At 45.5% G+C, this 20365-nt stretch carries 21 protein-coding genes; 16 read left to right on the forward strand and 5 right to left on the reverse strand.

Features of this window, described 5'->3' with window-relative positions; translation table 11 throughout:
• Positions 1 to 40 precede the first annotated feature (40 nt).
• Together LIN78_RS03845 and LIN78_RS03850 are read left to right on the forward strand one after the other, a co-directional pair.
• On the forward strand, positions 41 to 859 hold the full coding sequence (locus LIN78_RS03845) for a hypothetical protein (RefSeq protein WP_227178671.1): 819 nt from the start codon (positions 41 to 43) through the stop codon (positions 857 to 859).
• Between the two features lie 218 nt (positions 860 to 1077).
• Positions 1078 to 3039 (forward strand): acetoacetate--CoA ligase, encoded by a 1962-nt coding sequence (locus LIN78_RS03850; RefSeq protein ID WP_227178674.1) that lies wholly within the window; start codon positions 1078 to 1080, stop codon positions 3037 to 3039.
• On the opposite strand, the gene LIN78_RS03855 is transcribed toward LIN78_RS03850, so the two are convergent.
• Entirely contained in the window at positions 3036 to 4733 is a 1698-nt protein-coding gene (locus LIN78_RS03855) for a response regulator (protein ID WP_227178676.1), read from the reverse strand. The genes LIN78_RS03850 and LIN78_RS03855 overlap by 4 nt on opposite strands.
• A 99-nt stretch (positions 4734 to 4832) precedes the next feature.
• A complete protein-coding gene (locus LIN78_RS03860; protein WP_227178678.1) occupies positions 4833 to 5120 on the reverse strand; it encodes a hypothetical protein in 288 nt (95 codons plus the stop codon).
• Between the two features lie 241 nt (positions 5121 to 5361).
• On the opposite strand from LIN78_RS03860, the gene LIN78_RS03865 reads away from it, so the two are divergent.
• The 12 genes from LIN78_RS03865 to LIN78_RS03920 all read left to right on the forward strand — a co-directional run bounded on the left by LIN78_RS03865 (position 5362) and on the right by LIN78_RS03920 (position 14530).
• A complete protein-coding gene (locus LIN78_RS03865) occupies positions 5362 to 6351 on the forward strand; it encodes a fumarylacetoacetate hydrolase family protein (protein WP_227178681.1) in 990 nt (329 codons plus the stop codon).
• Between the two features lie 222 nt (positions 6352 to 6573).
• A complete protein-coding gene (hppD, locus tag LIN78_RS03870) occupies positions 6574 to 7650 on the forward strand; it encodes a 4-hydroxyphenylpyruvate dioxygenase (RefSeq protein ID WP_227178683.1) in 1077 nt (358 codons plus the stop codon).
• A 12-nt stretch (positions 7651 to 7662) separates the two neighbouring features.
• Positions 7663 to 8214, forward strand: coding sequence for a VOC family protein (locus LIN78_RS03875; protein WP_227178685.1), 552 nt, complete (start codon positions 7663 to 7665; stop codon positions 8212 to 8214).
• Positions 8215 to 8314: 100 nt separating this feature from the next.
• Positions 8315 to 8959 carry a maleylacetoacetate isomerase gene (maiA, locus tag LIN78_RS03880; RefSeq protein ID WP_227178687.1) on the forward strand — a complete coding sequence of 215 codons (645 nt, stop codon included), beginning with the start codon at positions 8315 to 8317 and terminating at the stop codon, positions 8957 to 8959.
• A gap of 67 nt (positions 8960 to 9026) precedes the next feature.
• The gene (locus tag LIN78_RS03885; protein WP_227178689.1) at positions 9027 to 9812 is read left to right on the forward strand and encodes a hypothetical protein; all 786 of its coding nucleotides are present in this window, start codon (positions 9027 to 9029) and stop codon (positions 9810 to 9812) included.
• A gap of 145 nt (positions 9813 to 9957) precedes the next feature.
• Positions 9958 to 10740, forward strand: a complete 783-nt coding sequence (locus tag LIN78_RS03890; RefSeq protein ID WP_227178691.1) for a hypothetical protein — start codon at positions 9958 to 9960, stop codon at positions 10738 to 10740.
• Positions 10741 to 11021: 281 nt separating this feature from the next.
• Positions 11022 to 12290, forward strand: coding sequence for a SpoIIE family protein phosphatase (locus LIN78_RS03895; RefSeq protein WP_227178693.1), 1269 nt, complete (start codon positions 11022 to 11024; stop codon positions 12288 to 12290).
• A gap of 19 nt (positions 12291 to 12309) precedes the next feature.
• Complete coding sequence (locus LIN78_RS03900) at positions 12310 to 12864, forward strand: SiaB family protein kinase (protein ID WP_227178695.1); 555 nt, start codon at positions 12310 to 12312, stop codon at positions 12862 to 12864.
• 58 nt (positions 12865 to 12922) lie between these two features.
• Positions 12923 to 13318, forward strand: a complete 396-nt coding sequence (locus LIN78_RS03905) for a DUF1987 domain-containing protein (RefSeq protein WP_227178697.1) — start codon at positions 12923 to 12925, stop codon at positions 13316 to 13318.
• Between the two features lie 173 nt (positions 13319 to 13491).
• Complete coding sequence (locus LIN78_RS03910) at positions 13492 to 13716, forward strand: hypothetical protein (protein ID WP_227178699.1); 225 nt, start codon at positions 13492 to 13494, stop codon at positions 13714 to 13716.
• Positions 13717 to 13826: 110 nt separating this feature from the next.
• Positions 13827 to 14090: a hypothetical protein gene (locus LIN78_RS03915; protein WP_227178701.1), complete on the forward strand. Its 264-nt coding sequence runs from the start codon at positions 13827 to 13829 to the stop codon at positions 14088 to 14090.
• 47 nt (positions 14091 to 14137) lie between these two features.
• Entirely contained in the window at positions 14138 to 14530 is a 393-nt protein-coding gene (locus tag LIN78_RS03920; RefSeq protein WP_227178703.1) for a VOC family protein, read from the forward strand.
• On the opposite strand, the gene LIN78_RS03925 is transcribed toward LIN78_RS03920, so the two are convergent.
• The 3 genes from LIN78_RS03925 to LIN78_RS03935 are packed head-to-tail and all read right to left on the reverse strand — an operon-like array spanning position 14527 to position 18225.
• On the reverse strand, positions 14527 to 15573 hold the full coding sequence (locus tag LIN78_RS03925) for an ABC transporter ATP-binding protein (protein ID WP_227178705.1): 1047 nt from the start codon (positions 15571 to 15573) through the stop codon (positions 14527 to 14529). The two genes, LIN78_RS03920 and LIN78_RS03925, sit on opposite strands and share 4 nt — an antisense overlap.
• Positions 15570 to 17183 carry an ABC transporter permease gene (locus tag LIN78_RS03930; RefSeq protein WP_227178706.1) on the reverse strand — a complete coding sequence of 538 codons (1614 nt, stop codon included), beginning with the start codon at positions 17181 to 17183 and terminating at the stop codon, positions 15570 to 15572. Before LIN78_RS03930 ends, LIN78_RS03925 begins: the two co-directional genes overlap by 4 nt.
• Before the next feature lie 55 nt (positions 17184 to 17238).
• Positions 17239 to 18225, reverse strand: a complete 987-nt coding sequence (locus tag LIN78_RS03935; RefSeq protein WP_227178708.1) for an extracellular solute-binding protein — start codon at positions 18223 to 18225, stop codon at positions 17239 to 17241.
• Positions 18226 to 18525: 300 nt separating this feature from the next.
• On the opposite strand from LIN78_RS03935, the gene LIN78_RS03940 reads away from it, so the two are divergent.
• Together LIN78_RS03940 and LIN78_RS03945 are read left to right on the forward strand one after the other, a co-directional pair.
• A complete protein-coding gene (locus LIN78_RS03940; RefSeq protein ID WP_227178710.1) occupies positions 18526 to 19578 on the forward strand; it encodes a FecCD family ABC transporter permease in 1053 nt (350 codons plus the stop codon).
• Positions 19571 to 20365, forward strand: a complete 795-nt coding sequence (locus LIN78_RS03945; protein ID WP_227178712.1) for an ABC transporter ATP-binding protein — start codon at positions 19571 to 19573, stop codon at positions 20363 to 20365. The genes LIN78_RS03940 and LIN78_RS03945 overlap by 8 nt, the downstream gene beginning before the upstream one ends.

The raw sequence follows: 20365 nt of genomic DNA on the forward strand, positions 1-20365 counted from the left end.
TTACAATAGTCTTGTTTTGAATCGATAAAGAAAGCCGCAAATGGACATCACTACTTATTTAGGCAAGCAGGTACTCGGCGTCATGGCCGCTTATCGATGTGATGCCATGGTTATTCACATTTGTTGTGTTTTCCCCGAATCAGATCATCGATTAAAGCTATTTTTCCCCCGTGGCCATGATTTCCAAGTGGGCGATCTCACGACGATTCACCTAGATAATCGCTCTGGGGTGGACGAATTTGATTCAGATATTCGCGTGTATCGTGGGTCATACAAAGGAAGAGTGCTTTGGGCAGAAGGCGACTGGGCGATTGTCGAACCACGCGAATTAATGCTGCTACATGGATTTAGAGCGGTGATTAATTATCAGGCGGTTGGCTATGAATACCCGGATGACGATCGTACTGAGATACCAGTACCGTGGACAAGCTTGCGAGATTTACCCGTCTTTGCAGATAAAGATCACATGAATAAAGTCGGCGTCCTGATTACGGTAGCTAAACAGCAACCTCACACGACCGTCTTGGCATTTTTGTCTAGCGAAGCTGATGATATTTTCCTCATCACCTTCCCTGAAACATTTAAATCAAAATTGCTAAAGCGCGATACCCATTGTTACTTTGTGATGGATGAACGCGCCTCGTTTACATTTGAACGTGCAATCGAATGGAATTACACCATTATAGAAAGCGAAGCCTCTCTGATTCCAAAAGGCACCGCACTCTTTGAGCATGTGCGGCAAGGGTTTATCGAGAAAAACCCATGGGAAACGCCTTTCTTTATCCGCGAAGATCTAGAAATGTATCATCTAAAGAAAAAGAAACTGGTTTGCCCAAGCACGCTGACACCGATTGCTTAGTCCATCAATTTTAATCTTCATGAATCACGCAATCCGATTGCGTGATTCATGAAGATTTAGCAGAAAATCATCTCTTTAGACTTCTAAAGCAATTCATTTTGCCATCGGATTCGCCACCAATCCGCGTATGATTTCTCTCTACAGTCTAGCCATATCGATTGGATAAAGGACTAGAATAAATTAAGCCGAAACAATAATTTGGCAAAAAAGAGGAAGATATGAATACGCCACTTTGGACTCCATCGCCTACGGCCATTGCAAATAGCAACCTCACCCAATTTCGTGAATGGGTGAATCAGCATCGGCAATTATCGCTACCAACCTATACCGCGCTTTATGATTGGTCCGTCAGTCACACGGCGGACTTTTGGGAGTCCTTCTGGCAATACGCAAATATCAATGCAAGCACCCCATATCAAACGGTCCTCTCCAATGCACAACAAATGCCTGGTGCAAGCTGGTTTGAGGGTAGCCAATTAAATTACGCGGAACATTTGCTACGCTGTAAAGAAAATAAAACTGCACTGCATTTTCAAGGGGAAGATCGCGTTCAGCGTTGCCTCTCGTATGCAGAACTGTTTGACGCCGTCGCCAAAGTGGCGAATCAACTGCGAGCAGTCGGGGTGACTAAAGGGGATCGTGTCGCGGGGTTTTTACCGAACCTTCCAGAAACGATCATCGCGATGTTAGCCACGACAAGCTTGGGCGCAGTATGGTCTTCTTGCTCTCCCGACTTTGGTACACAAGGGGTGCTCGATCGATTTAGCCAAATCTCACCTAAAGTACTATTTGCCGTTGATGGCTATTACTACAATGGCAAAACCATCGATTGCTTGGACAAAGTCAGCGTGATCAGTCACGCATTACCCAGCGTATCGCATCTCATCCTCGTTCCTTACGTGGGTACTGCTGCACTTGGCGTAGAAACAGCGCCTACTCAACAAACGCAGCAATGGAACGACCTTTTGCAAGGCGAAACGCCCGCATTGGCATTTACCCCCTGCGCATTTAATGATCCGCTTTTTATCATGTATTCCTCCGGTACAACGGGCGTACCAAAGTGCATCGTCCACTCGGTGGGTGGCACACTGATTCAGCACTTAAAAGAACATCTGCTACATGGCGATCTAAAGCCAAATGACACGCTCTTTTTCTTCACCACCTGCGGTTGGATGATGTGGAATTGGCTGGTAACCGGTTTAGCTACCGGCGCAACATTAGCGCTTTATGATGGCTCACCTTTTTACCCATCTGCAGATGTACTTTGGCAGTATGCAGAACGTGTTGGCTTTACTACTTTTGGCACCAGTGCAAAATATCTATCTGCGCTAGAAAAGTCTGGTTATCAACCTCGCGAGCATTACCCGCTCCATGCACTTAAGGCTATTTGTTCAACAGGCTCCCCTCTGCTACCAGAGAGTTACGATTTTGTGTATCACCACATCAAATCCGATGTGCGTTTAAGCTCGATGTCTGGTGGCACAGACATCTTGTCTTGCTTTGCATTGGGGAACCCGATCTTGCCTGTTTATCGATCTGCATTGCAGTGCAGAGGCTTAGGCATGGCGGTAGAAATCTGGAATGATGATGGCCAGCCGATCAAAGGAGAAAAAGGGGAGTTAGTATGTACCAAACCTTTTCCTTCCATGCCCATCGGCTTTTGGAATGATCAAGACGGCAGTAAATATCAACACGCCTACTTCGATCGCTTCCCCAATATTTGGTGTCATGGTGACTATGCAGAATTAACCGAAGAAGACGGCCTCATCATTTACGGACGGTCAGACACGGTGCTAAACCCAGGCGGCGTCCGAATTGGTACCGCCGAAATTTACCGACAAGTTGAAACCTTCCCAGAAGTCATGGAATCGATGGCGGTTGGCCAACAATGGGATGGCGATGAACGGGTGATTTTATTTGTGCGGATGCAACCCGGTCAGCATTTAGATGATACCTTACGCAAACGGATCTGCCAGCAAATCCGGTCTGGAGCGAGCCCACGCCATGTCCCCGCCAAACTCATTGAAGTGAGTGACTTACCAAGAACAATTAGCGGAAAGATTGTTGAACTAGCGGTACGCAACGTGATTCATGGGCTAGCGGTTAAAAACACCGATTCACTCGCGAACCCAGAAGCGTTAACATTGTTTGAAAACCTAACCGCTTTACAAGAAAACTAAACACGCTCTTGCACAGTTGGTTTAGCACTTAGCGGCTTCATCGAAACGGCGGCCGATCCACTGGCCGTCTCATTGGCTTTGGTATTTAACAGCTGACGATATTGCGCAAGAAATTGCAAATAGCGGCTATTTGATGGGGATATTTTTTCAATCCGCCCTAAATACTCTTTGGCAATCGACAAGTAGTTTTCATGCCAACCATTGTTTTCGACAAAGGCAAGTAAGGCATTAATTGCATTGAGCAAGATGGTGACATTATGCGGGCGGTCGCCAACCGCTGCCAAAAAGTGCAAAACGGCACCTTCTAAATCACCCTTTTCTTTCATGAAAGCAGCAAAGCGATTCATTTCCTCAATGGCAGAGCGATGTTTCACAATGAGTGCTTTACCATGCTCTTCATGCCCAATCGATCGAAACATCAACTCCACATGCATCATTACTTCTGTGCGATCTGCGTGGTTAAGTAAGACCTCCTCAATTAGCGCCCCCGCCTCTTCTTGGCGATCTGTCGCATAACATGCACCGGCCAATTCAATCACCACGGTTTCACTAACGCGTTCTTTAGATTGCTTTACTTGCGAAATCGCCTCGTCAATCCATTGGTTTGCTTTTCTAAGTTCGCCTCGCCCGAATGTAATCCGGCCTTGCGCCACCTTATAAAGTAATTTTGATTCCGGCGTATCAAAGACTTTCGCAAGCTTTAACATACTCTGCTCTGCTGCGTGGTAGTCACCTTGTGCAAGTTGCGCATGACTTAGCTGAGCATAATCTAAGGGATGATGATGAAAGGTAAACTGCCCTAGGTCGATGGAGGATGCATAGGCAAACGCAACACGCTCCCAGTCTTCATTGCTTCTAGCCACCGCGCCAAACTGTCGTAGCCGAACAATCATGGCAGGAGACAAATTCAGTGCTTTTTGTAAAAGCGCTTGTGCGCCTAAGGTATCATTTCTTGCGATCATGCAATTGGCTAAGCCATCATAAGCTTCCATTGCAAAGGGATAACTCGCAATCACCTCTTCAAACACGTGCTGTGCCTTTTCTGGCAAGCCTTGCAAGAAAAGTGCCTTACCTAAACCAATCTGCGCCCAAGGCAATGGTTTTTTTGCCAAGATCATGCGGTAAATTTCACCCGCTAATTTGGCGTCGCCCATTTGAAAATATAATCTCGCTTTTAACTTGAGAAACTCGCCGGAAAAAAGATCGCTATCTTTGATTCGGATATCACATAAAGCGAGCGCTTTGGCATAGTCTTTTTTCGCAATGGCTTCGTCTACGAGACGAAAATGCTGCTTCTTGTAAAAGGCACGCTCAATCCGCAAGCGCAATGCTTCTGCAGAGAAAGGCTTTAATAGATATTCATCTGGGGATAATTCGGCGGCAGAAACCACAAGGCGACTACTCGCCTCTGCAGACACCATCATAAACACCATCGATGGCTTGATTAATTGCTTCGTTCGAAGTTCATCTAATAGATACAAACCATCATATCGATGATTGATAGTAAGCTCACACAACACGACATCGTATTGACCATTACTGATGCGCTGCAGTGCATCGTCAGAACGTCCGACATGCTCGACCTTAGTGATGCCAAGCGTAGTTAAGGCATTGACTAGGGTTTGCCTAGCCTCTGGCATACTTTCAACAATGAGGTATTTCGCTTCCGATAGCGAGCGTTTTGCAATAGCCACCACAAATACCTTTAGCAATCGATTCTAAAACTAGACTAGCGCATTCAAATGAGAATTACTAGCAATTCGAACAGATTTACGTTTAAGCGAAGCGGTTGATTACTTTTGCTTACGGCGTGAACGAAGTTGCTTTTGCAACTCAGCAATCTTATCGTCTTCTAATTGGTGCTGCTCTAAAGAAGCCATATGCTCCCAGTAGCCGAGATTGGTGGTTTTACCTAACTCTCGGGCTTGGATAGTCACCGCTTTTTCAATTTGCAGTTGAATGTGATTAAAAAAACGTTTCGATGATCGGCGATTTAACACCCAGCGCACACAAACGGTGAGGAGCAATGCGGCAAAAATGATTGCCAGTAAGTAAGTTCCATCCATTTCATCACCACCCATGCCGTTGTCAATTCCAAAAGCATATCACGTTATATATCCGTCATCCTACCCTCTTTACAAATACTTCGATAGCAAAGCTATTTTATTGCGCCAGTTATCCATTTTTATTTAGATAATTTCTTACTATATTGAAAATGAGAAACATTTTAAAAGCACATATCAAGCAGCTACTTGTATGATTTTCTGAAGTAATCCGAGCTAGCAACTAGCCTAGCCGACACACAGAAAAGAGGACAACACCATGAAACTTGCCACCCTAAAAAATGGCGGCCGTGACGGCACGCTGGTTGTCGTCTCGAAAGATCTACAATCTGCAGTGCTCGCCAATAATATTGCCGCCACGATGCAATACGCGATGGATCATTGGGATGAAGTTGCCACGCCACTAGCTGATTTATATGAAGCATTAAATAGCGGCAAAGTAGACAACGCCTTTGCTTTTCATCCTGCCGATTGCCACTCCCCCCTACCAAGAGCTTACCAATGGGCGGATGGCTCTGCGTATGTCAATCATGTCGAACTCGTTCGTAAAGCCCGTGGCGCCGACATGCCACCAGAGTTCTGGCACGACCCACTGATGTACCAAGGTGGATCGGATAGTTTTGTACCACCAACCGCGTCGATTGATGTATTCAATACCGAATGGGGTGTGGATCTAGAAGGCGAAGTGGCGGTCATTACTGGCGACGTGCCAATGGGTAGTACCACTGAACAAGCGGCTAGCCATATTCGTTTACTCATGCTGGTAAACGACGTCACACTACGTAACCTCATCCCCGCAGAGTTAGCCAAGGGTTTTGGCTTTTTTCAATCGAAACCGGCAACCGCATTCTCGCCTGTTGCCATTACACCGGATGAACTCGGGACACACTGGCAAGATAGCCGCGTGACCTTACCTCTATCTGTACATGTGCGAAACGAATTATTCGGGCAACCCGATTGCGGCACGGACATGGTCTTTAACTTTGCCGACCTGATTGCACACGTAGCGAAAACCCGAGAATTAGAGGCAGGCTCGATTGTGGGCTCTGGCACGATTTCAAATGTAGACAGAAGCAGCGGTTCAGCCTGTATTGTCGAAAAACGCATGCTAGAAACCATTGAAACGGGCAAACCAGTTACCCCTTATTTGCAAGCCGGTGACACCATTCGCATTGAAATGTTTGATGAAGATGGTCATAGCCTTTTTGGTGCGATTGAACAGGTGGTTCGTGTTATCCCCCGCCCTTGACCCCCATTGCAATTTCTATTGAATCAAGGCGCAACATGAACCACCGACCTTACACCACACCGAGTTGCCAAGTGCTGATCTTTGGCCAGCACTTGGCTGCTAGTAAACGAGGCATACCTTGCGCACCACCTACCCGGTGAGATGAGAAAACGAAGTAAATCGTTATTGCGCAATCAACATAAAAAACGCCTTTACAAAAGGCAGAGAAAAGAGGAACACATCATGGCTGATTTATTTGACAACCCAATGAGCCTAATGGGCTTTGAATTTGTTGAGTTTGCCTCGCCTACCCCTGGGGTGATCGAGCCGATTCTGGAAACACTCGGCTTTACCAAAGTGGCACACCATCGATCAAAAGACGTAGATTTATACCGTCAAGGCGATATCAACTTTATCGTCAACCGTGAACCACGTAGCGTAGCAGGCTACTTTTCTGCAGAACATGGTCCATCTGCTTGTGGCATGGCTTTTCGCGTCAAAGATAGCCACCATGCTTATCAAAGAGCACTTGAACTAGGTGCGCAGCCGATTGATATCCCGACCGGCCCGATGGAGCTGAAACTACCGGCGATCAAGGGCATTGGCGGGGCGCCACTTTATCTGATTGACCGTTTTGAAGATGGTAAGTCTATCTACGATATCGACTTCGAGTTTATCGAAGGCGTTGATCGCCACCCGAAAGGTCATGGTTTCCGGGTAATTGACCACCTCACCCACAATGTTTACAACGGCCGGATGAAGTTCTGGGGCGATTTCTACGAGCGCATCTTTAATTTTCGTGAGATTCGCTACTTTGATATTAAAGGCGAATACACGGGACTCACCTCTCGCGCGATGACGGCACCAGATGGACTGATTCGTATCCCGCTAAACGAAGAAGGCGGCAATGGTAAAGGGCAAATTCAAGAATACCTGATGCAATTTAATGGTGAAGGTATTCAGCATATTGCCTTGCTAACAGACGATCTACTCGCTAGTTGGGACAGTATGAAAAAAGCAGGCGTCCCGTTTATGACCGCCCCCCCTGCTACCTACTATGAAATGCTAGAAGGACGTCTGCCTGGGCATGGCGAAAACCCTGCTGAATTGCAGATGCGCGGCATTTTATTAGATGGCACAACAGAAAATGGAAGTAAGCGATTATTACTCCAAATTTTCTCTGAAACCTTGCTCGGCCCAGTGTTTTTTGAGTTTATCCAGCGCAAAGGCGATGAAGGTTTTGGTGAAGGTAACTTTAAAGCCTTGTTTGAATCCATCGAACGCGACCAAGTCCGTCGTGGCGTGTTAGGCGCAGCATAAGGAGATCGCATCATGAGCACCTTGCAAATTGACCGTATCCATCACGTTGCTTACCGCTGCAAAGATGCCAAGGAAACCGTACTTTGGTATCAGAAAATGCTAAAAATGGATTTTGTGTTGGCGATTGCAGAAGACCTTGTACCTTCGACAAAAGAACCAGACCCTTACATGCATATCTTTATGGATGCAGGGAACGGCAATGTACTCGCCTTTTTCGAACTGCCAACGAAGCCCGAAATGGGCAGAGACCCTAATACGCCAAATTGGGTACAGCATATCGCGTTTAAAGTGAAAGACCGTGAAACCTTGCTGGCGTATAAAGCACACTTAGAAGCCAACGACGTAAAAGTATTAGGTGTGACCGATCATGGCATTTTCCACTCGATCTATTTTTTCGATCCAAATGGCCACCGCTTAGAACTAGCTTGCCCGGATGAGCATGAAGTTGAGCAATTAAAACAATTGAATTCAGTCAAGTGGGCGATGCTGGAAGAATGGTCGCAAACCAAACGCGCACCGAAACATGCTGCGTTCTTGCACGAAAAAGAGTTTAAAGACGCTTAACTAACAGCTTACCCTCCAATCTTCTTCGTAGATGATGGGATTTACTAGTACCCTTCTCAAAGGGAGGGCACTAGTTAGGGTTAGTCACAAAGGATCTACTGTGGAACTCTATACGTACTTTCGCTCATCTGCCGCTTACCGTGTTCGCATTGCTTGTGCGCTAAAAGGGGTTTCACCAACGCCCCATTTTGTTCATTTGCTCAATCATGGCGGGGAGCAAAAACAAGCGGAATACAGCAAGATAAACCCGAACCAAACTGTCCCGACGCTGGTGACAGAAGAGGGTGCGATTACGCAATCACTCGCTATTTTAGAATACCTAGAAGAGCGCTACCCTAACCCACCACTACTGCCTGTCCATAGCCATGATCGCGCATTTGTCAGAAGCATTGCGCTGACCATTGCATGTGACATTCATCCAATTAATAACCTGCGCGTATTGCAGTACCTAACAGGCACGCTAGGCATAGCGGAAGACGCAAAAAATACTTGGTATCAACATTGGGTAATGCACGGTTTGAACGCGCTTGAATCACAACTAGCCAACCACCCAGCTAGCGGAGATTTTTGCCATGGTGACCAACCAACATTTGCAGATATCTGCCTGATCCCACAGTTATACAACGCAAGACGTTTCAAAGTGGATTTATCCGCCTACCCAACGCTAACGCGCATTGAATCGAATTGTTTGGCAATCAGTGCGTTTATCGAGGCATCGCCCGAAAAGCAGCCTGATTATCAGTAACAAATAAAAATACCAAATGCATATCTGTTTGCGTATAATGCGCACTTTTCATGCATTTGGTATAAACATGTTTTCTATCTACTCTATTCGCCGAGTATTTATTGGCGCCCTATTCGCCTTACACCTTGCACCAGCAATGGCCTGCGAACAAACGGATACGCCTAAAAATCAAATTGGCAGTTTGCCTGCCTCGCTCAAATCAAAAGTTCCTCAAAACATGGGGGTTGAACAAGTTAGCCTGACCACGCTCGCAAACGGCAGCAAAATGGCCGCGGCTATTTTGACCCCGAAAAAATGGTTTGTGCCTTGTGGGATGGATGAGTTAGCCGCCAACGACCCACTTGAGCGTGTTTTAGTAGTTTGGCAACAATTAGAAACACAATGGGAACAAGTTGGGCGAAATTCACAGATGCTGTATTCGATCGATACGGCTGGCGAAACCAATTTGCAATTAGCTTGGACAAAAGGACAATTGCGAGTCCGTCAAGATATGGCGGCCAATAGCGCCCTAACCGCTGACCAATTCATTCTGCAACCTAATCCAGCGAAGAAACAGATCAACATTTCAGCATGGACCTCTACGGCTTTAGATGATCCAGCTTGTTGTGGCAACGGGGATGAAGCCATGTTCAATAAGCTAGATGCTGCTAAGGCAAAATATGGTGAAGATAAAGTGTGCGAAAAAAATGGTTATGCTGGCACCATTAACTATGCCACAGGAAAAGTAGATATTAATCGCTGTGAATATGCAAAACCAAAACGTAGTGTATCCAACCAATCTAGCGTGCAAGTCATTGAACTAACGCAGTTCAAACCGGTGCCTTTTGATCAGCAAAAAGGATTACCGAAGTAACTTTTTTCGCTCGCGAGGGTTAGTAAGTGCCACTAACCCTCGCGCGACAGCCACCACGTAAGAAAGTGGGCTATTCCCACACACAAAAAATACCAATGGCATAATAATTATGTAAAATGATGCTTTACATGTGCTTGGTACGAACATGCTTTCTTTATCCGCTATCCAACGAGTGCTGATCGGTACTTTGCTAGCCTTACCTCTTGTTCCCGTCGTCGCTTGCGAAACGTTTACACCTCCCAATCAAATCGGCGAGCTGCCATCTACGCTACAGCCACTCATCCCAAAAAACATGGGTGTTGAAGCATTTAGTCTCACTACACTCGCCAACGGTAGCAAGTTAGCCGCTGCGATTCTGACACCTAAAAAATGGTTTGTCCCAGAAGGGAGACACCAACTAACCGCCAAAGACCCACATGAAAGAATTTTAGTATTTTGGCAGCAATTAAAGACAAAATGGGAGCCAATTGGCAGGAGTTCGAAGATACTCTATGCCATCGACTCTGTAAAAATGACTGGTGTCCAGCTATCATGGACCAAGGGGCTACTTCATGTTCGTCAGGACATGTGGACAGAAAGCATACGTGCAGCAGATGAATTCATACTGATGCCTAACACGGCGAAACGGCCGATCAAAGTCGTCGCCTGGACCTCTACCTATTTAGTTGCCCCTTCCTACTATGGCAATGGTGATACAACCATGCTCAATAAACTAGTTGCCGCCAAGGCAAAATATGGCAAAGACAAAGCCTGCGAGCAGGATGGCTATTCCGGCACCATCGACTACACTAGCGGCAAAATCCTGCTCAACCGCTGTGAATATGCAAAACCCAAGCGCACGCTGAACCAACAGATAAGCTCGCAATGGATAGCTCTGAACCAATTCAAACCCACAGCGTTTGATCGGCAGAAAGGGATGCCGAAGTAATCCCCTGGTGAAAACGCCCTTCCTTTTTGTATATTGGCTGGGCGTACTTCTCTCATCAAGGATCGTCTGCATTCTTCTCTCCACTCACATGATGTAACCCTTTTTTGGCTATTCAAAAAATTACATTTGCATAACAGATTGATTCGTAAAGCATTTTCAAATCGCACAGGTGTAATCTCTACGTAATTTTTCCGCCATCTTATCGTCACGTTTTCTTCGTATCCTAAGCGCCATTGTTACTGACCGAGTCGTCGGTTGCTTATTTCATCGAAGGAAACACCATGCTGAACATGCAGGCTGTAAAAGAATCTACTGCCGGATTAAGTGAAATTGAATCTGAGTACATTGCGCGTAGCCTAATGCGCGATAGTCCAACAGTAACGCCACAACATACCTGCTTTGAAGTATTGGATGTGCTAGCAAGACACCCTGAAGTGATTGGCTTGCCTGTATTAGAAAATGGCTTTGCGATTGGCCTTATTAACCGTGGCATTTTCAATGATGAAATGGCGAAACCATTTCGCCGCGATTTATATGGTCGTAAAAGCTGTATTGCCTTTATGGATAAGCAGCCGCTTGTCGTGCCAGAAACCATGAGTATTCAAGACGTTTCTTTCAAGGTAATTGAAAGTGGCGGCAAAACATTGAACGACGGTTTCATTATTGTGAACCCAGAAAACCAATACCTAGGGATTGGCACCGGCGAAGACCTAGTCAAAGTAGTGAGTTTCTTGCAAGCGGAGAAAAACCGCTTGGTGATGGAAAGTATTAACTACGCTTCTGTGATTCAGAAATCCTTTATGCGTTCTTCACGTGATGATCTAGCTTCTATGTTGAAAGACTATTTCATGCACTGGGAGCCACGGGACAAAGTAGGTGGCGATTACTTCTTCTGCAAGAAATTCAATGATGGCTTTTTCATGGCGCTAATGGATTGTACCGGCCACGGCGTGCCGGGTGCATTCATGACCTTGATTATGGCTGCGTTCATGGATCACTTGTTGCAAGACAATAACCGTACTGATCCAGCGGGTGCGCTTGGCCTAATTAACCGCAAGGTAAAAACTGCGCTTGGTCAAATTAGTGAAGACAACGTAGTGCCTATTCATCCAGAACAACACGAGCGTTCGGATGATGGCATGGACGCCGCATTTATCTGGGTAGATCAAGCCAATAACAAAATGGTATTTGCTGGGGCAAAAACACCGTTGTTCTGCTTGCCTTCTGGGGAAGCAGACTTTGTAGTGGTGGATGGTGACAAAAAAGGCGTTGGCTACACCGATACCCCACTAGATTACGCATGGACCAATAAAACCGTTGCGCTTTCTAAAGGCGACATGATCTATCTGACCACTGACGGCATTATCGATCAAATTGGTGGTTTAAAGAAAATTGCATTTGGTAAAAAGCGCTTAATGCAGTTGCTATTGAAACATCGCGTGAAATCGATGGAAGACCAATGTGAAGCAGTGCTTCGCAATTACTACGAATACCAAGGTAATCAGCGCCGTCGTGATGACGTGAGCTTCTTTGGATTCCGTCACAACTGATTACGCAGAGAGTGTGGTTATGCAGTTAGATCTATTTAGTGCTTTTCGCAATAACGCCGAATTCAACGGGGTTTTGTTCTATTACAACGGTGCACTGTCTCAAAACGTGATTAACACAATGAGCGACACCTTAAAACAGCGATTGGCACAAGAAGAAGGCACGCAGACAAAAGCTAGAAAACTATTTTCTAGCTTTATCGAAATGGTGCAAAACGCGCTGTTTTATTCGCCAAACAATCCTGACGTAGAAGGCGAAAAAATCGGCTCGGTCGCCGTTGGTAAAGATGGCGATAAGTTCTACGTTGTATGTGGCAACTTGGTAGAAAGTAAATACGCAGACCGTATTCGTGAAAAGGTTGAGCCACTTCGTTCAATGACCTTAGACGAAATTAAAGCGGCGTATCGCACCCAACTAAAAAATGAAATGCATCACGAAGAAGACAAGGTAAGTAAAGGGGCTGGTCTTGGCTTTTTGACCGTTGCCCGTGACGCCTCTGAACCAATTGAGTATCGACTAGTAGAAGTGCCGACGCATGAAGAACTAGCTTACTTCTATTTAAAAGCAGTCATTTAACCATTAAAGAATGTCAGCAAATTGGGAAGAAACGCCCAGTAAATAAAGGATAATTAACATGCATGATTATTATTTAGCCCGTACAAGCCATAGCCCAGAAGTGAATTTTCAATTTAGCCGTCATCATTTATCGATGACTGGTGAAGCATATCCTGAGAATGCGAATGATTTCTTTCTGCCGATTTTGGCGCAATTAAATCATTACCTAAGCTATACCGATCATCAACATATTATTTTTGATTTCCGCCTAACTTACTTCAATAGTGCGGCCACCAAAATGTTGTACACATTGTTTGGCATGTTAAATGACTCTGCATCCTCTAGAAACCGCATTACGCTAAATTGGTTTCATGATCCAGAAGACGACACCATTCTTGAGTTTGGCGAAGGCGTGCAAGATGATTTCTTGTCACTCGACTTCCATGCGATTGCAGAAGATTTAGCGGCAGCATAACCAGTATTTTTCAGTCGCATTGCAATAGTAAATTGTTGCAATGCGACTTGATTATCATTCCCGTTACTTTTAGCATGCTTTGCATTCGATAAAACTGTCGAATGTATACAATTTGGGAACTCTATTTCATTTATAGATTCTCATGGATTGTTTGATTTATTAAAGGCAGAGGAATGAAAGTAAAAGTCTTTGAAGACGGGAAAAGTCAGCGAATTGTTTTGTTATTAAGACAGGGCTATTCGATGGATATTTTGGATCAACAAGATCAAGCGATTGCCTCAACCTTACAAGCAAGAGATGGTTTTTTATTGGAAGAGCAATTATACCAATACGGTATTGATGTGGGGCTTGCTATTCCTCAACTGATTACAAATGGTTATTTTATTTGCAATCAGTAGTTAAGAAATTGTAAAGCCACTCGCTTTTCATCAACATGCATCACATTTATGTTACTCACAGATTATTAACATGTTAAAATTTAGCCTATTAAATTGATTTCATCCCCCCCGTGACCACACCCCTCAGTTTTATATTGTCTCTTCCCTTTCGTCGCCTGCGCCGATTACTCAATATTTCGAAACGGCGCTGGGAAAACCACCAAAAATATCAGCCCGATGAAGACGCTCGTTACCGAAAGCTAATCAAAAAAGCGGGAAGTGATTGGCAGGCAGAAATAGAGATCGCAGAAACCTTACGTCACCATCCTCATCTCAGCCGCATCGGCGCCATTGAAGCAGTATTAGCAAAGTACAAATCGGCACCAATTCAGTAAAGACCTGCTAAAGTAATTCGCATGACGACTTGAACAAAGGCCATCCGATGCTTTCCCATGTCTATATTGGTGTCGCAAATTTTCCTCGGGCACTCCCGTTTTATCGGGCGATCATGCAGGTTTTAGGGGTGACAGAACGGTTTTGTGAAGCGGATAAACCGTGGGCTGGATGGCAATCCGCCCCGGACCCACGCCCTTTGTTTATTATTGGTATACCGTTTAATAGTGAGGCACATCAGCCGGGCAATGGACAAATGTTTGCGCTAACCGCAAAAGACAGAGCCACCGTTGATATGGTCTATCAAACGGCACTAGCAAATGGTGGAAAAGATGAAGGCGCACCGGGTTTACGCCCACACTACCATGCCAACTATTATGGTGCTTATGTGAGAGATACCGAAGGAAACAAGCTATGCTTTGTTTGTCATGATCCTGATTAATTGGTCGAATGGGGAAATGCCACGACACTCGGCGCGATTAGCCGCACACCGATTTTCGTCCCTACCGCATAGCGCTGATAGCTTGGTAGTAATGCCTTGAGCGATGCACCAGAAGCTAACCTTAATTGGTACATCCATTCAGCGCCCCTAAACTGAGCCGACTCAATGATTGCTTGTAGTGTGGAGGAAGCGTCTTCAACCACATCATCAGGGCGAATCAAGACATCAAAAGTAGCTGCATCTACTGGCGAGCAAGGGGAACTCAGCTTCACTTTGCCGGCTTCCGTTTGAAGAACATCCTCGCTTAGCAACGCCCCTTTTAGCCAACTACTTTCTCCAATGAAATCGGCAGTAAAGCGATTAGCCGGCTGGTGATAGACCTCATAAGGTGAGGCGAACTGCTGCAATTTCCCTTCATGAAGCACCCCCACCTGATCAGAAAAGGCAAACGCCTCAGACTGATCATGCGTGACTAAAATAGCGGTCATGTTTAAAGACTTGATAATCGCCCTAACTTCTTCTGCTAATCGGCTACGCAATGAAACATCGAGACTAGAAAATGGCTCGTCGAGTAAGAGCATTGCCGGTTGCATCACCAATGCCCTTGCTAATGCGACTCGCTGTTGTTGTCCGCCAGATAATTCGTGCGGGTAGCGCTTGCCTAAGGTTGGCAGCCCAACTAATTCGAGTATTTCTTGTATTTTGGTGCTTCGATTCCTCTCTTTTTTGGGAAGACCAAAGCCAATATTTTCAAATACGTTCAAATGGGGAAATAAGGCGTAATCTTGAAACACCATCCCGATATGGCGTTCATGGGCAGGCACACACACGCCCTTTGCCAATAAGGGTTGCTGGTTTAAAGAAATTGCCCCCAACTGAGGTGTTTCAAAACCGGCGATACAACGTAGCGCCGTGGTTTTTCCACTACCAGAAAAGCCAAGTAAGCTGGCAATCTCTCCCTTTTCTAAGGTAAAAGAAAGCGATTGCAATACGCTTTTTGTTTCAAAGGCGTGAGATAAATCATTCACTACAAGATAACTCATGTTTCTTTCACCGATGCGTGATGTGGACTAGCTTGTTTGGCAATCAGGATGACGGGAATTAGCCCAACGACGATGAGTAACACTGCAGATGGGGCGGCCATTTCCCACATACCTTCAGAGGTCATCGCAAATATACGGGTAGATAAGGTGTCCCACCCAAATGGTCTCGTCATCAGGGTGATCGGCATTTCCTTCATCACATCGACAAACACCATCAAGATCGCGGTAAAGAAACTCCCTTTTAGCATGGGGAGATAGACCCGAAACAGACGTGAAATCGTCGATAGTCCAAGCCCTCTTGCTGCTGCATCATGGTTGGGGGATATTCGCCGCATGCCATTACCAATGGCAGTATGAGCAACGCCATAGAAACGCACCAAATACGCCCACAACATCACCACTAATGTGCCTTTTAATACGCTGGCGTGTGAATCTAGCTGAAATAGGCTCACCATTTGCTGATCAAACCAAGCGATCGGAATAAAAACACCAACTGCCAGAATTGAACCCGGCATGGCATAACCCAAAGAGGCCAATTTAGCAAAAAGCGCTTGCCGCTTTAACGGCTGAATCAGCACAGAAAAGAGCAACGCAAATAAGGCAATTAACACTGCAGCCATGAAAGACAATCCAGCTGATCTCGCAGCGAGCGCAAGGAGTGCTAACGAAACCTCTTCCGCCCAGACAGACCCACTCCAGACAAGTAATTGCGTAAATGGCACCACAAAGGCGAATCCAAACACCATAGAACAAGCCAGTGTCACTAATCCGCTGTGTGCATGTTTTACCCGAATAGACGGCCGCGATTTAGTATGGTGATAGGCTTTGCGTTGGTGCACATATAAATCGAGTAACAACAAGAGAAATACTAGCAAGATTAAGAGGCTTGCAAGCTGCCGAGCCGTTTCCAAGGAGAAAAAGGAAAACCAAGATTTATAAATGGCGGTAGTGAAGGTATCGATATTAAAAACCGAGACAGAACCAAAGTCTGCTAAACACTCCATCATCACAAGTAAGACGCCCCCAGCGATCCATGGTCTGGCTAGGGGTAGTGCAATCCGCCAAACACTTTTTTGAGGACTGATTCCAAGCGACTGACCTATTTCGATCGCTTGCTGCCCCATACTTTCAAAGGCATTTTTTGCTAGCAGAAAGACATAAGGGTAAAAGGCAAATGCCATGGAGACAATTAGCCCTTTCATTGACCTTACTTGAGGAATCCAATCGGTTGGCCACTTTAGGAATTGGCACAGTGCGTAGATGGGGCCAGTAAAGTCATACACACCCATGAGCGCCATGGCTTGTACATAAGCGGGAATGGCCAAGGGCAACATTAATGCCCAAGCAAAAAAGCGACGCCCGGGAAACTGATACCGAGCCACCCACCAAGCTAATGGCACGCCAATGAACAACGATAGCCCAGCAACACCCACCACCATCACCACGGTATTTTGCAATAAATCCCAAAGCAAATAGTCAGCAAGATGCTGCCAAATCTCTGCATTTAGCTGAGAAGGCGATCCGAGGATGATCATCAACGGCAATAAGATGATCAGCAGTAATAAACTCGTTAGGGCGTAGCGAAGGCGTTGATTCGGCATATTGTTCATCGTTACTCCGCCTAAAACACGAAAGCGGAGTAACGCATTTCACTCAATTAGTGGCTTATTTGTAGCCCATTCTATCCATTAACATCACGGCTTCGGCTTGTTTACGCCCAGCAATGGCTACGTTAATTAAGTTTGGTTTAAATTTGCCCCAAGCACTAACAGCAGCGTTTGGCGCGACTTTCGGGTTGGCCGGAAACTCCATATCTATATCGGCAAACATGCGTTGGGCTTTTTCAGAACTTAGCCATTCCAAGAAACGCGTTGCTTCTTTGACATTTTTGGAATACTTAGTAATGCCAGCGCCAGACACATTCACATGCACGCCTTTACCAGATTGATTCGCCCAGAAAATGCCAATTGGTAGTGTTGGCTTGTCTTTCATCAAGCGGCCATAGTAGTAGCTATTGGCAATACCGACTTCACATTGCCCTGCAGCAATCGCTTCCAACATTTTGGTATCGTCTGCAAAGACAGGAACTGCTAGGTTATTGACCCAACCTTTCACGACGGCTTCGGTTTGCTCTTTGCCAATATCAGAAATTAAGGTGGCCACTAAAGATTGGTTATATACCTTTTTCGAGGTACGTAAACATAGCTTACCTTTCCATTTCGCCGAAGCTAAGTCTTCATAGCTAGACAGTTGTTCTGGCTTCACTTTGTCTTTATTAAAAAAGATGGTGCGTGCACGAACCGATAACCCTGTCCATGCATTTTCTGGATCGCGTAAGTTGGCAGGAATATTTTGCGTAATGGTGGCGGACTTAAACGGTTGGAATAATCCAGCATTATCGGCTTGCCACAAGTTACCCGCGTCTACTGTCATGAAAATATCGGCTTCTGAATTGCTACCTTCTGCTTTTAGCCTTTCCATTAACGGGCCTTCTTTATCGGCAACAAAACGAATATTGACGCCTGTTTCTTTGGTATAGGCTTCAAAAATCGGCTTGGTTAGTTGCTCGGCACGTGCGCTATAAACAACCAATGAATCAGCGGCAGAAGCGGCCAGTGGCAAGGCGGCAACTAAGAAAGCAATTTTCTTCATTCAGATCTCCAATTTATTCATTTACAAAAGATTCAACAGGATTCACAAACACAAACAGAAGCAATAACCATTCTCATATTCAGAATTTACATTTCTTAACAAAGAGTAGATGAGCATCGCTTAGACTTGCTTCTGTTCGTATAAGTTCAAATTTGAAATGAAAATTATTTTCTTTTATCAAACTAAGAGTTCCTCTTCTTGACTTCCCCCCTTGCTCATCAGGATAATCACCTCAATGTAAATGCGTATAATTATTATTTAGCTAATTTCGCTTCAAAATCACCTTTTCGAACTGTCTTTATGTCTGATTCATTGGCTTTAAAAGCCGCGCTCACCCAACATCGGCTACGTGAAAAACGTCGCTGGATTTTTTTGGCTCTCGTTGTTGTACTAATTGGTATTAGCTTTTTGTTTGATGTGGCAACAGGACCTTCGTTGCTACCATTAAAGGAAGTCATACAGACGCTGTGGTCGCCAGAAGCCGCTGATCCCATGAATAAAGCGATTGTGCTAGACATGCGTTTACCAATCGCCCTCATGGCGCTGGTCGTTGGTGCAGCACTGGGGTTAGGTGGCGTGCAAATGCAAACGCTATTAGATAATCCACTTGCCAGCCCATTTACACTTGGCCTCGCCGCTGCCGCGGGATTAGGGGCTGGGCTTGCCTTAGTAAGTGGCGGGTTTGGGTTATCACCACTCATTGCCATTCCCGTTGGTGCCTTTGTTTGCTGTATGTTGGCGGCGTTTTTACTGTTTGGATTAGCGCTCTTAAAGCATGTCAGTAGCCAGACGATTATCTTGGCCGGCATTGCTTTGCTATTTTTATTTCAGTCCCTGCTTTCCTTATTGCAGTTTTTATCTTCCCCAGAAGTAAATCAGCAAATTGTGTTTTGGCTATTTGGTAGCTTAATGCGTACCAACTGGGACTCGTTACTGATCACGAGTATCGTAACGATTGTATGCGCCATTTTTTCTTATACCGATGCATGGAAACTCACCTGCTTAAGACTAGGTGAAGCAAGAGCAAAAAGTCTGGGCGTGAATGTCACGCGTTTACGTCTTAAAACCTTGATTCTAGTGGCGCTCATGACCGCAACGGCAATTAGCTTTGTCGGCATTATTGGCTTTATTGGCCTTGTCGCACCACATATTGCCAGAATGCTAATTGGCGAAGATCAGCGTTTTTTGATTCCTTTATCAGCACTTTGTGGGTCGTGCATGCTGTCGATTTCCTCAGTAATTTCGAAGTCGATCATCCCCGGCGCACTCTTCCCGATCGGGATCGTGACAGCAATTATTGGCGTGCCATTCTTTATTTGGCTGATTCTAGGGAAAGGTCGCAAACGTGTTTGAAATTGAACAACTTCAGTTATCGATTGGCAAACAGGCCATTGTCAAAGACCTTTCGCTATCGCTATTTCCTGGTGAACTCAATGTGATCATTGGGCCAAATGGCACCGGTAAAACCACCCTATTACGATCTCTATTTGGTGAACTCAGTAGCGATAAAGGCGAGATTCGCTTCCAAGGCAAACGCCTTTCTGACCAGCGCCTAACACATTGGCAACAACACTTCGGCTATATGCCGCAAAATACGCAGTTAGATTTAGACCTCACCGTACTAGAAGTGGTGGTGCTTGGCCGACTTGCAAGCCTAGGAATGCGGCTTCATGATGAAGATCTAACCGCTGCTTTATCTGCTTTAGCTGACTTGGGCATTGTTCACCTTGCCGATCGCCCCGTGTATTCGTTAAGTGGCGGTCAGCGACAACTAGTGCTCTTTGCCCAAGTGTTACTGCGCACCCCAAAAATTATGCTGTTAGATGAGCCAGTCAGTGCGCTCGATTTACAGCACCAAATGCAACTGATGGAACACCTGCACCAGCAAACCAAGGCGAATAATTGGATTAGCATTGTGGTTTTGCATGATTTAAATCTGGCCGCACAATTTGCAGATAAATTAATCGTCTTAGCCAATCAAACACTCCAAGCATTTGGCACACCTTCTGAAGTGCTCAATAGCGAATTGATTCATACCCTCTACAATGTACCAGTAGATATTCACCACGGTAGTGACGGCACGCCCTTTATCCGCACCATTCGTAGCAATGCTGGTCAGCTGGCATCAGTGCCTCACTAA

This window comes from Leeia speluncae, assembly GCF_020564625.1.
GTDB lineage: Bacteria > Pseudomonadota > Gammaproteobacteria > Burkholderiales > Leeiaceae > Leeia > Leeia speluncae.